The sequence below is a fragment of the Runella sp. genome (genome assembly GCF_027484545.1).
GTDB lineage: Bacteria > Bacteroidota > Bacteroidia > Cytophagales > Spirosomataceae > Runella.
This window is the reverse complement of record NZ_JAIXST010000033.1, coordinates 1-11845: the sequence shown is the minus strand read 5'-3', so window position 1 is coordinate 11845 and position 11845 is coordinate 1. Positions and strand designations below refer to the sequence as shown.

Genomic DNA, 11845 nt, shown 5'->3' with positions numbered 1-11845 from the left:
CTTTGACCTCGTTTGTCTCGGCTATCTGGCAAGTTCTTTTGTAATTCTTGGAAGTATTCTCTAACTTGGTCTTTGGAACGGTTATCCGTTTTTTTTCGGGATGGGTTACTTTCATTGGGGTTTTGCTTGGTCGTAAAATTTACAAACGTAGCTCATCCCAAGTTTTTATCAAAATGCCCTGAATCATTTATGATAACTGATTATAGTCATACTATTTGAATACTAAACATACCAATTTTATGGCATCCAAACAACGCAAAAAGACAATGAGAGCCATTTTAGTTCCGACAGATTTCTCAGAAAATTCGCAAAAGGCTTTGGAATTTGCCCAAGAAATAGCCGAACGCTACGATGCAGGTATTTCGTTAGTTCACGCTTATCACCCTCCCATGGTTGATTCCAATCTACCCGCCGAGGCACTGGTAGAGCTTGCAGAGCAAATTGAACAGTTGAATGCTAAAACGATGAAAAAGTGGGAAACGGAATGTAGAGAAGATGGATTTGCTTGCAAAAGCAAATTGGTGTACGGAGCGGCTTCGGAAGTGATTCTGGAGGAGATACAAGCTCAAAAGCCTATTTTGGTGGTGATGGGGCGTACTGGTAAAGGCGGTTGGCTGGACAAACTTATCGGGAGTGTGGCGTCGGCAGTAGTGGCCGAAGCGGCGTGTCCTGTATTGGTTTTACCGCCACAAACACAGACAAAAACGATTAAAAAAATTGTGTATGCCACTGAACTTGAGCGCCCTGAAGAAAATGCACTGGGATTTGCTTTTAACTTGGCGGAACATTTTAAGGCGGATTTAGAGCTTGTGAAAGTAAATGCACCTTTTGAAGTAGATGTGTTTGAGGATGAGCAGTTTAGGGATGACATTAAAAAGTCGTTCGGTAATAAAAAATATACACTTCAAACCATTGAGGCGGAATCGGTAGTGGGTGGATTACAAAAGTATGCTGACGAAAATAAAGCCGATTTGATAGTGATGGCAACGCGGAAACGTGATTGGTTGTCTGGATTGATTAATCCGAGTGTTTCCAAGAAAATGGTATTGGCAGCAGAGATTCCGATACTGGTTTGCCACTTAGAACAATTAGAGAGAATGGAAGCCTAATCAAACGGGCGATAACATAAAAATCTTGCGAGAATGGGTTGTTTATAGCACACCTAAGCCCGATTTGGGCTTAGGTGTCTTTGTTTAAAAATGTATCAAAAATCTCCGGTATAAAAAGGACTCACTATGTGGATCGTCGAATCTCGCTTCATGCGATTGGGAACGCGGTCAATCCATACGATATAGTCAGTATCATTGGCCTGGTGGTTTGAAAGACCCGGCATCGTTTGTGCCTTACTACGTTTATGGGCATACACGATGGCTACCTGCCTGATGTGAACGGTTTTAAGTTCTTCTAAGGTTACCTCTTTTCTGTCCACAAAAACGGTGACGCTTTTTTTGTATTCATCGTACAAATCAAGATGATGGTCGGGGCGCACGTAGAGCATGGCTTGTTTTCGTTTAAAAAAGCTGGCTTCCAAAAGCTGATTCATGCTTCCGGTCCAAGTGGATTCCATTTCCGATTCGGGGGTTAGCGTAACTTTACCTCTTCGTTGTGTAAGAGAGGAGCGATTAGAAAGCCACTTTTTGATACTTTGGCTACTTCCGTAAGAGACGACACCTTCCTGCAATAGTGTTTTAGAAAGACTACTCGGAAACTCATCGGGGTGAATATTGGGATAACATCCAAACTCGGGGTCATAGCAGAAATCAAAGAATGCTTTCTTTAAAGTGCCGAAGTTGCTTCGTCTTTTGACAACTTTCATGGCTTCACTGCCGTACTCTCCCAAGACCACGTCTTTTATCTGCACAATTCTTCCTTTTTCATCTCTTTGAACTCCAAAAAGGTGAAAAGGGACCTGATACTTGGCCAATTGTGTACCGATTTCCTGAATATCCTTGTCGATGGTATTTGGGGTAATGACGCCGTACAATTTACCGTTTTTTGAAACCAAATAAGGGGTATTTCCTATTTTGACTGAGCCATCTTCTACGGGGATTACTTCTTTCGATTCTTTTGAAATTTTCTGACACATGACCGTGAAAAACAACACCATTCCAACGGCTCCGTACCGCCACCAACTCCGCCAAGAAGATTGACGATTCATCATCGTAATGCGACTGTATAGCAGCGATTTATTGAAATTGTTAGTAAAGGCGAAATGTTCAGGGTTTTGGAAAGTTTTCATGGCTGTATTACTGTTTTGTGTAAACCAACATATAAATTTCGCTTACTGCTTTTTTGCTGTCATATACCTCATATTTAACAGCCTTTATGAATTTTTCAGGTGATATATCTTCAATATCAGCTAAAAATGCAGGATTATCATTTAGTCTGAACTTGGCATTTTTTAAGGAAGGGTTTACTTTCAATACTTCTTTTTCATCTTCTTGGGCTATTTTTTTTAATTCATTTTCAGAACTGTATGCCCCTAAACTGCAAAACCCACCCCCTATTTCAATCATACCGCCAAAAGAGCTGATCGGTTTTCCCGTTTCCATCGAGCCCGTTGTCTGACATTAGCCTTTTTCAACGGGAGAAGCTGATTTAATCCCAATATCCAGTAAAAAATACCCCAATGGGTCAAATTTTACCTGCTTTACTAAAAATATACACCCTGCCTTTTTAAACTCCCGCTGAATATCAGCTAAGTCTTTTAAGGTAGATTTTGGTGTAATGAGCCAGTAGAGTTTTTTATCTCGATAAATTACATATTTAGTCTCTGAGACTAAGGTATCTTGGAAAATAGTCTTAGTTGAGACAGCATCCTGTGCAACTTTAGTAACAGGTGTTTCAAAGACATAATCTTTCAGCAAAGGCAACGGGTCAGTCGGTTTTCCCAAAACTAACTTCAATTCCGGCACTTTCTCCACGATTTTTGCGGCAACTTTAGCCCGATACGGTTTTGTAAAAGCTGCGCATAGCCAAAGCATTCCAATAAATAATCCATACTTTCCAACTCCCCACCACTTGGATTTTGTCCTGTTCATCATCGCAATCCGCGATTTTAATAGGGATTTATTGAAGTGATGCGTGAAAGCGAAATGCTCAGGATTGGTTAGGGTTTTCATAGCTTATTAGTAGGATGAGTAACAATCGCAACGGTTCTTCGGGTAGATTGGCGAGTGGAGTCAGTATACACATAACAGGCTACTGTTCTGATTTTATCAAACGTCAGTTGTTCTGCCTGCTCTAAAGTACTTGCCTGATTGTCAATGATAAAGTCCGAAGTTTTATAGAAGTTCTCAACCCGAAACTCTCCTTTACTTCCAAAATAGACCCGATTTCGGGCGCCTGATTGAAAAATGTATTGAAGAGCATCTTGCCCAAACTCTGTAAATCCATTGTGCGCTTTTAACGGATTTTTATAAAATTCTCTGTGTACGTCTTCCAAGAGGGCATCTTCTTCCTTTCTTTTCTCCTCTTCCTTCGCTTTGCCATACTCTGATTGGCGATCATTCATCCATTTTTCAATTGCTTTATTATCCTGTTCCACGATTTTATCAAATACAGGATCCCACGAATTATCACTGATTCCAAGGCTTTTGTCTCCCGCTTGTATCCAGCCTCCAAATGCAAAAATAGGTTTGTCAACGGCTTTCAAATCATCGGTTTCACCACTTCCCCCCCCTTTCAAAAAGGAGGTTTTTATGCTTATTTCTGACAGGTAAAATCCCAAAGGGTCATATTTCATTTGTTTTACAAAAAACTTGCCACCTGATTTTTGAAATTCCAGTTGAATCGCAGTCAAATCTTTGAAAGTAACTTTAGGCGTAACGACCCAATACAGTCTGCTCCCCTTGTAAATCACATACTTAGTGGCAGAGATCAGTTTGGGCGGCGCTTCAAATACAAAGTCATTGAGTGTAGGCAAGGAGGTGGTTGATTCTTCCAAAACCAATTTCAATTCCGGCACTTTTTCTACGATTTTTGCGGCTACTTTTACCCGATACGGCTTCGTAAAAGCCGCACAAAGCCAGAGCATTCCAATAAACACGCCATACTTTACCACTCCCAACCACCTGGATTTTGTCCTGTTCATCATCGCAATGCGCGATTTTAATAGGGATTTATTGAAGTGGTTAGTGAAGGCGAAATGCTCGGGATTTTGGAAGGTTTTCATGGCAGTTTTTTGAATTTTTTAGTATAAATTGCTATGACGCTATAGTGACGTATTGTGTCGGAAGGCGGATAAAAATCATGGAAGTTTACACAAGTAATATCGCCAAATGAGAGTTTTTCAGCATTTGAAAGCTGATTTGTCTTACCATCAATTACCAATTCTGTCCTTCCGGGGAATTCTTCAAAACGTAATTTTCTGTTTTTGTCAAAGTAAACTCTATTTTTTACTCCTGTTTGTGAGAGGTAGTTAAGGTTATCTAAACTAAAATTTAAACCGTGGACTGTATTTTTATTTCTGTGTTCATTAAGCTCAAATTCCAAGTATTTCTCACGATTTTCCCCAACCCAATCATCTGCTATTTTTTGGTCATCTAAAGCTACTTGATAAAGTGGGCTTTTAGAAAGCTGGCCTCCTATAGTAGCATATCCGGTCTTTATGTCTATTGTCCCATAAATACCAGTCACGGGGATTTTAAATTTGGGATAAAAATGTTCGTGCGTAAGAGATTTTCCCTTTTCATTCCTGTCAATTCGCAAGCCGGCATCTAATAAATGATGGCTTAGTGGGTCATATTCGATATGAGTTACTGAAAATACATAATTTATCTTGTGAAACTCTTTTTGAATAGCTACAAAATCTGATCGTTTAATCATCGGAGTAAGAATCCATTCTATATATCCTTCTTTAAAGAGTACATACTTGGTCTGTGAAACTAATTTATCGACTGGAGGCGGGAGCGTTGCCTTGGTTATTTTCGTCTTTTTATTTAGAGAAGTTTCTTGAAAAACTACATCTTTCAAAGTGGGTTTTATCGTAGTTTTATTTTCTGCAAACTCCTTCAATTCCGGTACTTTCTCCACGATTTTTGCAGCTACTTTAACCTGATATGGTTTTGTAAAAGCCGCACAAAACCATAGCATTCCAATAAATAGTCCATACTTTCCCAGTCCCAACCACTTGGATTTTGTCCTATTCATCATCTCAATTCGCGATTTTAACAGCGATTTGTTGAAGTGCGGTCCGCCGAAGCGGTGTGTGAAAGTAAAATGTTCGGGGTGAAAGAGAAATTTCATGGTGAATGTTTTCATGGCTTTAGTTTTCGGTAAAAATCAAGATGTAGTGCTTTCTTTGCAGTTTACCTTCCGACCAAGTCTCTTTGAAAATAGCCGAGTGGAAGTCATTCACATGTATTTTTTCTACTTCTTCCACGGTAGAGGGTTTACCATTAAGCAGAACAATATCATTGCGATGTGGTTTGGCTATACTTAGTAAATCAGTCTCTGAAAGGTTGAGGTAATTAGATTTTTTAACAAGAGAATTTCCGGAATTGACCTTGGCTGAATTCACTAAACTCTCTTTTGTGATGGACCTACTTCCGCCGGGCCCTAAACCATCACTGGTTTTTATTTCTAAATAACTTACTTGGTTTTTCTTCCGTTCTGCTTCGGCTATTTTGTCATCCTGATTGGCTACTTCTTTTAAGCCCATAGGCATATCTTTACTATCAGCCGTACCACAGCTTCCTCTTTCTCCAATTGAAATATAGCCTCCACTTGAGGAAACAGGCTTAACCTCTTCATCAGAGTTTGACGCTCTATATCCACAGCCACTACGTGAACTTCGACTCCCTCTTGCCGCCACTCCAACAATAAATAAATTGAGAGGGTCTAATTTGAACTCCGAAACCTCAAAAATCAGATTACGTTTAGCAAATTCCTTTTTCATTTCCACCAAATCCTCCATGGTCGTTTTTGGAGTAATCAACCAATGAAGCACATTGCCTTCGTACACAATGTATTTCGTAGCAGAAACCAATTTCTGTGTATCAGCCTCGACAGTAGTTAGAGTTTCTACAACAATTTGTGCCGTATCTTTTACGGGCTTATTCAACGATTGTTCCAAAACAAAATCATTAAAAACGGCTTTCGCCGCTGTTTTTGGAGTTAAAACTAACTTCAACTCCGGCACTTTCTCTACAAGTTGTGCGGCAACTTTAGCCCGATACGGCTTCGTAAAAGCCGCACAAAGCCAGAGCATTCCGATAAATAGACCATATTTTCCCACTCCCAACCACTTGGACTTTGTTTTATTCATCATTTCAATGCGCTCTTTGAGGAACGATTTATTAAAATGCGATGCATTGATATTGTTCGTAAAAGCTTGTTTGTCAGCGGAAAGTGTACTGCGGAGTAAATGGTATTGGTACGATTTTTTCTCAACACCGCTTTCCAATACGGCTCGGTCGGTGATAAATTCCAGCGTTTCCTGTACCAATCGTTGGTGCCACCACGCAAAGGGATTAAACCAAAATACAATCTTCAACGCCTCGGCCGTAAGCATGTCTATGCTGTGCCGCTGGTGTACGTGGATGCACTCGTGCGCCCAAATCTGCGCCCATTCGTCGTCGTTATGATGGGTGGGGTTATAAAAAACCCAGTGAAAAAAGGAAAACGGAGCCGTGATTTTTTCACTTTCTACCAACTGTACTCCGTCTTCGGGTTCGTAGTTAACCCCACTGCGTTTGAGTCGCCAAAGTGTCCCCAACTGAATGGCCAATTTGAGCGCCAATAAACCCATCACCAACCCATACACAATCCCTATCCAATCCCAAAGCGTCAGAGCAGGAGCAATCGGCGCATTGTCCTGATTTGCAGTAGATTTGATAGTGGGCAAGGGAGCAACAGCCAATTCTTCGTACTTTTTTGAAGGAGTCGAATTGGGTAAAACCTGTCGACTTGGGATGACCTCGGCCACGGCTTTGGCAGGAGCATCGGGCATCCATTCAAAATCAGGCATGGGAATAATGGGCAACAATAACGTAGCCGCCACATTGATCCATAACAGCCACCGATTCACCTGCAAAAACGTTTCGCGCTTGACCAACCACGCGTAAGCCACCGTCAGAATAGCCAACACCAAGCCGGCTTTAAGTAGATAGAGAAAGAGGTCGTAGTTCATGATTTTTTATTTTCGAGGTGCGATTGCTGATTTTCGATTTACATGATCTTTTGTAATTTAACTGTAAGGGTAAGTGCATTGAACTTGAATATAAAAGGGTTTAAAATCGCCAATCGAAAATTGGCAATCGCACATCAGCCCTGCTCTATCATGCGCAATATTTCCCGCAGTTCTTCCGCCGTTACTTTGTCATTCTGAGCAAAATAAGACACCAGGTTCTTATACGAATTGTCGAAGTAATCTCCCACCAACTTGTTGATAACGAATTGGTTTTGATAGTCTTCTTTGTTGACAAGTGCATAATATTCGTGCGTATTTCCGTACGAACGATGACCGACGTATCCCTTTTCTTCGAGATTTCGGATAATAGTCGAAACGGTATTGTAATGCAAAGGCGGGTCGGTAAAAAACGGCAACAGGTCCTTTACAAAAGCACGCTCTGCTTTCCAGAGCGCCTGCATGATTTCTTCTTCTTTGTTGGTAAGCTTTTCCATAAAACAAACATACAACTATGTTTATAGTTTACAAACTATTTTTATAGTTTTTTATTTTAATCTGTTTTGACAACCTTATTAAATTTTTATAGTTAAAATTGTGTGTTGTTACATCAAAGTTCATCTAATCCATTCAACAATGAAAAAACTGATTCTTTTAGGAGGAATGTTTGCCATGCAGGCATTTGTTCAACGTCCGGTAGAGGCACCTATTCCACTTTGCGTCACCTCTGACCACGACATGGCAATGATGGGGACCGATGCTCATTTTATTTCACTGCACGAAGCACCGCTGCCGTATCATTATGTCGGCAAAGGGGAGATGATTACCTTCCCGACTCCCGATGGAAAAACGGCTTCTGGTTTCTTTCTGAAATCTGCCAAGAAATCAGATAAATGGCTGCTCGTGTATCAGGAATGGTGGGGGCTCAATGACCAAATCAAGAAAGAAGCCGAAACGTATTACAATGACCTCGGCGATGTAAACGTATTGGCGCTTGATATGTACGACGGCCAAGTGGGTACCACTCCGCAGGAAGCAGGAAAAATCATGCAATCTACTCCCAAAGAGCGTTTGGAAGCCATTACCAAAGGCGCATTGACATACGTAGGTTCCAAGGCGAAAATTGCGAGTGTTGGCTGGTGTTTTGGTGGTATGCTGTCGCTGCAGTCGGCGTTGGCAGAAGGCAAACAGGCCGTAGGTTGTGTTATGTACTATGGTCGTCCTGAGTTGGATGTTGAGAAATTGAAATCACTGAATGTCGATGTATTGGGAATCTTCGGAAGCCAAGACACCGGTATTCCACCGGCCACCGTTGCCAAATTTGAAGAAAGTATGAAAGCAGCCGGCAAGGGCGTAACCATTAAAATGTACGATGCCGTTCACGGTTTTGCCAATCCAAGCAACCCAAAACACGATCCGGTAGCTACTGCCGATGCGTACAAAAACTCAATTGGTTATTTGAAAAAGAAATTCAGTTAATCTTTTTTGTCACGCGGCAGAAGTCTAAATCATTTGAATGAAGAAAGTCGGTTAGAAATAGCCGGCTTTTTGTGTTTAATGGCATTTGGGATTTCTTTTTTCAACCTCACCCAACTTTTCCTTATTTAGAATTGTTATTAAAATAAGAAGGGTTTATAAACTCTTTATTGTAATTTTGCGAACTTTTTCTGATGTACTACGGGATTTTTACCCCGTGCTGACCAATACAAAAACCACTTACTATGCTTACAATCACGGATTTACATGCGTCAGTTGACGACAAGGAGATTTTGAAAGGAATCAATTTGGAAATCAAAGCCGGCGAAGTCCATGCAATAATGGGGCCTAATGGCTCGGGTAAAAGTACTTTAGCTTCGGTATTGGCGGGGCGCGAAGAATATGAAGTAACGGGCGGTACCGTTGATTTCGACGGTCAGGACTTGCTCGATATGTCACCTGAAGAGCGTGCTGCGGCTGGTATCTTTTTAGCATTTCAGTACCCCGTTGAAATTCCTGGTGTAACCACCATCAACTTCCTCAAAACGGCCCTCAACGAAATTCGGAAATCACGCGGACAAGAGCCTTTGGATGCGGCTCAGTTTTTAAAATTGATGCGCGAAAAAGCTAAAGTTGTCAATATTGATGATTCATTACTGAAACGTTCGTTGAACGAAGGTTTCTCGGGTGGTGAGAAAAAACGCAATGAGATCTTCCAAATGGCGATGTTGGAGCCTAAATTGGCGATTTTGGACGAAACCGATTCAGGACTTGACATTGACGCCTTGCGCATAGTGGCAGAAGGTGTGAACAAACTTCGTTCTCCGGAGCGCGCCGTAATCGTCGTGACCCACTACCAACGTTTGCTCGACTATATTGTTCCCGATTACGTACACGTATTGTACAAAGGACGCATCGTAAAATCAGGTTCCAAAGAACTGGCGTTTGAACTCGAAGAAAAAGGTTACGACTGGATCAAAGCCGAAGTAGCCGCGTTGTAGTTTTCCGATTTTTGTTGTTCCCATAAGTTGATTTAGACTATGACAACCACGATTGAACTAAATGCAGATGAACTTGACTATCGATTATTTCGTAGTCTCAAATCTATGTTTAAAGGGCGAAATATCCGTGTAACGGTAAATACCGAAATGGATGAAACAGAGTATTTGTTGTCTAATCAAGCAAATCGAACATTTTTAGAAGAATCCATTTCTCAAGCTCAACGAGGAGAACTCATCACTGTCTCTTTGGAGGATTTAAAATGAGGAATATCTCGTTTACTCCTAAAGCTTTTGAGCAATTTAATGAATGGCGTCTTACTAATAAAAAATTGTAAGACCGCAGTATTAAATTAATTGACGAAATACAACGAAATCCATTTGAAGGAACAGGTAAACCAGAAGCTCTAAAGCACAACTTAAAAGGTTATTGCGGGGCCGCCCGAGCGGTCGAGACGAATAGATAATGAACACCGTTTGGTATATGAAGTCACCGATGAAGCTGTCATCATTGTTGAATGTAAATACCATTATGTATAGCAATAGTAACATGGATAACACAAGTTTTAAAGATAAACTCGTCGCTGCTTTTCAAGCTGCGGAAGGCCGTTTGAACGGGGAAACCAAGTCGGATGTTCATCAAAAGCGGCGCGAAGCCATCCAAAATTTTGAGAAATTAGGCTTTCCGACCATCAAACACGAGGAATGGAAATACAGTAATGTAAGCAGTCTGGTCAAACAGGCGTTTGATTTTAACGTCAAAACCGAATTTGGACCGGACGAAATTGCAGCGTTGGAAATTCCCAACCTGCAAGGCAACGTGCTGTATTTTATCAATGGCATCTACAAGGCTGAATTGTCGAACATAGTTTCACCCGACAGCCAATTACAAATCCTGAATTTTGGGCAAGCCATCAAAGAAATGCCCGAATTGCTGGCTTCTTATTTTGCCAAATACGCTAACTACCAAGACGAAGCATTTACTGCCCTCAATACTGCCTTTGCCCACGACGGTGTCGTGATTCACGTACCTGCGGGAAAAGTGGTGGAAGAGCCCATTATTTTACGTTTTATCACGGACGCACGTACGGTCAATGCAGCATCTCAGCCCAGAAATCTAATTGTGGTAGGCAAAAATGCTGAAGTAAAAATGGCCGAAGCGTTCCGAAGCCTTGGAGATAATGCTTCCTTTACCAACGTAGTGACCGAAATCGTAGTGGAAGAAAATGCCAATGTTCAGTACTATAAAGTTCAGAACGAAAGCGATAAATCGTATCATATCGGTACCACACAGGTAAGTCAAAAAAACAACAGTCACTTTTACGCCGTTACGGTTACCATCAACGGGGGCTTTGTTCGCAACAACCTGAATATCGTTTTAGACGGACAAAACTGCGAAGCCTTTATGTATGGGCTGTATTTTCCCAATGGAAAGCAACACATTGATAATCATACGCTTGTAGATCATGCCAAACCCAATTCGTATAGCAATGAATTGTACAAAGGCATTTTGAAAGATAGATCAACGGGCGTTTTCAACGGCAAAATCTTCGTACGCGACCACGCAAGCAAGACCAACGCCTATCAATCGTGCCGTAACATTATGCTTTCGGACGATGCTTCGATGAATACTAAACCGCAGTTGGAAATTTACAACGACGACGTGAAATGTTCGCACGGAACCACCACGGGTAAATTCAATGACGAAGCCTTGTTTTACATGCGCTCGCGCGGTATTCCGAAAGCGGAAGCAATGACGCTGTTGATGTATGCATTCTGCGAAGACGTCATCAGTCAAATCAAAATAGATTCTATTCGAGGCTATTTGGAAGGCTTAATTGCTGATAAGTTAGCTCAATAAATGAAGTTATCCGTTAACTGTTATCGGGAAAAAATTACGAGAATCTCTGCTTCACAGCAGAGATTTTTTGTTAAACGTAATCGGTAGCCTTGACGCCGAAAGTGGCTCAGCGATATTTCAAACGCAGTACTTTGCGTCCATTGCGATTTTACTTTGTGTCCATTGTGTTTAAGAGTATGTCTAAAAATTTTTTTTCAATTTCTTGCCAAAATCATATCAATAAAGGCAATTTGAATAAAAGCAGCCGAAGATTCTACGGTTTTTTCATAATCTTTACTCAAACGCCTAAAAAACGGGGTCGCCCGTGCGATTCAACCACGAGAATGAGCGTTCGACTTGCCAACGACCACTTTGAGGGACGAACCCTTTACTGCTTTCAGG

The 11845-nt window shown here is 41.2% G+C and carries 14 protein-coding genes; 7 read left to right on the top strand and 7 right to left on the bottom strand.

The features are described 5' to 3' along the window. Nucleotides 1-239 precede the first annotated feature (239 nt). Nucleotides 240-1109, top strand: coding sequence for a universal stress protein (locus Q0081_RS02905; RefSeq protein WP_298349046.1), 870 nt, complete (start codon nt 240-242; stop codon nt 1107-1109). A 95-nt stretch (nt 1110-1204) separates the two neighbouring features. Here Q0081_RS02905 and Q0081_RS02900 read toward each other — a convergent pair whose 3' ends face one another. The 7 genes from Q0081_RS02900 to Q0081_RS02870 form a co-directional block, all read right to left on the bottom strand. After that, nucleotides 1205-2239: a hypothetical protein gene (locus Q0081_RS02900; protein WP_298349044.1), complete on the bottom strand. Its 1035-nt coding sequence runs from the start codon at nt 2237-2239 to the stop codon at nt 1205-1207. Between the two features lie 7 nt (nt 2240-2246). After that, on the bottom strand, nt 2247-2552 hold the full coding sequence (locus Q0081_RS02895) for a hypothetical protein (RefSeq protein WP_298349042.1): 306 nt from the start codon (nt 2550-2552) through the stop codon (nt 2247-2249). Nucleotides 2553-2570: 18 nt separating this feature from the next. Continuing rightward, nucleotides 2571-3122, bottom strand: coding sequence for a hypothetical protein (locus tag Q0081_RS02890; RefSeq protein ID WP_298349039.1), 552 nt, complete (start codon nt 3120-3122; stop codon nt 2571-2573). Further along, nucleotides 3119-4174, bottom strand: coding sequence for a hypothetical protein (locus Q0081_RS02885; protein ID WP_298349036.1), 1056 nt, complete (start codon nt 4172-4174; stop codon nt 3119-3121). The genes Q0081_RS02890 and Q0081_RS02885 overlap by 4 nt, the downstream gene beginning before the upstream one ends. Further along, nucleotides 4171-5262 (bottom strand): hypothetical protein, encoded by a 1092-nt coding sequence (locus tag Q0081_RS02880; protein ID WP_298349033.1) that lies wholly within the window; start codon nt 5260-5262, stop codon nt 4171-4173. Before Q0081_RS02880 ends, Q0081_RS02885 begins: the two co-directional genes overlap by 4 nt. Before the next feature lie 4 nt (nt 5263-5266). Next, entirely contained in the window at nt 5267-7132 is a 1866-nt protein-coding gene (locus Q0081_RS02875) for a M56 family metallopeptidase (RefSeq protein ID WP_298349030.1), read from the bottom strand. A gap of 134 nt (nt 7133-7266) precedes the next feature. Beyond that, nucleotides 7267-7626, bottom strand: a complete 360-nt coding sequence (locus tag Q0081_RS02870; protein WP_298349025.1) for a BlaI/MecI/CopY family transcriptional regulator — start codon at nt 7624-7626, stop codon at nt 7267-7269. 139 nt (nt 7627-7765) lie between these two features. On the opposite strand from Q0081_RS02870, the gene Q0081_RS02865 reads away from it, so the two are divergent. The 6 genes from Q0081_RS02865 to sufD all read left to right on the top strand — a co-directional run bounded on the left by Q0081_RS02865 (nt 7766) and on the right by sufD (nt 11464). After that, the gene (locus Q0081_RS02865) at nt 7766-8608 is read left to right on the top strand and encodes a dienelactone hydrolase family protein (RefSeq protein ID WP_298349022.1); all 843 of its coding nucleotides are present in this window, start codon (nt 7766-7768) and stop codon (nt 8606-8608) included. Nucleotides 8609-8850: 242 nt separating this feature from the next. Further along, nucleotides 8851-9606 (top strand): Fe-S cluster assembly ATPase SufC, encoded by a 756-nt coding sequence (gene sufC / locus Q0081_RS02860; RefSeq protein ID WP_298349019.1) that lies wholly within the window; start codon nt 8851-8853, stop codon nt 9604-9606. 39 nt (nt 9607-9645) lie between these two features. Further along, nucleotides 9646-9870 (top strand): hypothetical protein, encoded by a 225-nt coding sequence (locus Q0081_RS02855; RefSeq protein ID WP_298349016.1) that lies wholly within the window; start codon nt 9646-9648, stop codon nt 9868-9870. 80 nt (nt 9871-9950) lie between these two features. Then, nucleotides 9951-10070, top strand: a complete 120-nt coding sequence (locus Q0081_RS31800; protein WP_409034043.1) for a type II toxin-antitoxin system YoeB family toxin — start codon at nt 9951-9953, stop codon at nt 10068-10070. A 10-nt stretch (nt 10071-10080) separates the two neighbouring features. Continuing rightward, nucleotides 10081-10143, top strand: coding sequence for a hypothetical protein (locus Q0081_RS02850; RefSeq protein WP_298349051.1), 63 nt, complete (start codon nt 10081-10083; stop codon nt 10141-10143). Further along, nucleotides 10136-11464, top strand: a complete 1329-nt coding sequence (sufD, locus tag Q0081_RS02845; RefSeq protein ID WP_409034042.1) for a Fe-S cluster assembly protein SufD — start codon at nt 10136-10138, stop codon at nt 11462-11464. Before Q0081_RS02850 ends, sufD begins: the two co-directional genes overlap by 8 nt. The last annotated feature ends 381 nt before the right edge of the window (nt 11465-11845 follow it).

Coding starts and splice junctions, on each gene's coding strand:
- Q0081_RS02885 (WP_298349036.1), bottom strand. CDS start 4,174: ATGAAAACCTTCCAAAATCCCGAGCATTTCGCCTTCACTAACCACTTC.
- Q0081_RS02890 (WP_298349039.1), bottom strand. CDS start 3,122: ATGAAAACCCTAACCAATCCTGAGCATTTCGCTTTCACGCATCACTTC.
- Q0081_RS02865 (WP_298349022.1), top strand. CDS start 7,766: ATGAAAAAACTGATTCTTTTAGGAGGAATGTTTGCCATGCAGGCATTT.
- Q0081_RS02905 (WP_298349046.1), top strand. CDS start 240: ATGGCATCCAAACAACGCAAAAAGACAATGAGAGCCATTTTAGTTCCG.
- Q0081_RS02855 (WP_298349016.1), top strand. CDS start 9,646: ATGACAACCACGATTGAACTAAATGCAGATGAACTTGACTATCGATTA.
- Q0081_RS02895 (WP_298349042.1), bottom strand. CDS start 2,552: ATGGAAACGGGAAAACCGATCAGCTCTTTTGGCGGTATGATTGAAATA.
- Q0081_RS02900 (WP_298349044.1), bottom strand. CDS start 2,239: ATGAAAACTTTCCAAAACCCTGAACATTTCGCCTTTACTAACAATTTC.
- Q0081_RS02870 (WP_298349025.1), bottom strand. CDS start 7,626: ATGGAAAAGCTTACCAACAAAGAAGAAGAAATCATGCAGGCGCTCTGG.
- Q0081_RS02875 (WP_298349030.1), bottom strand. CDS start 7,132: ATGAACTACGACCTCTTTCTCTATCTACTTAAAGCCGGCTTGGTGTTG.
- sufC (WP_298349019.1), top strand. CDS start 8,851: ATGCTTACAATCACGGATTTACATGCGTCAGTTGACGACAAGGAGATT.
- sufD (WP_409034042.1), top strand. CDS start 10,136: ATGTATAGCAATAGTAACATGGATAACACAAGTTTTAAAGATAAACTC.
- Q0081_RS02880 (WP_298349033.1), bottom strand. CDS start 5,262: ATGAAAACATTCACCATGAAATTTCTCTTTCACCCCGAACATTTTACT.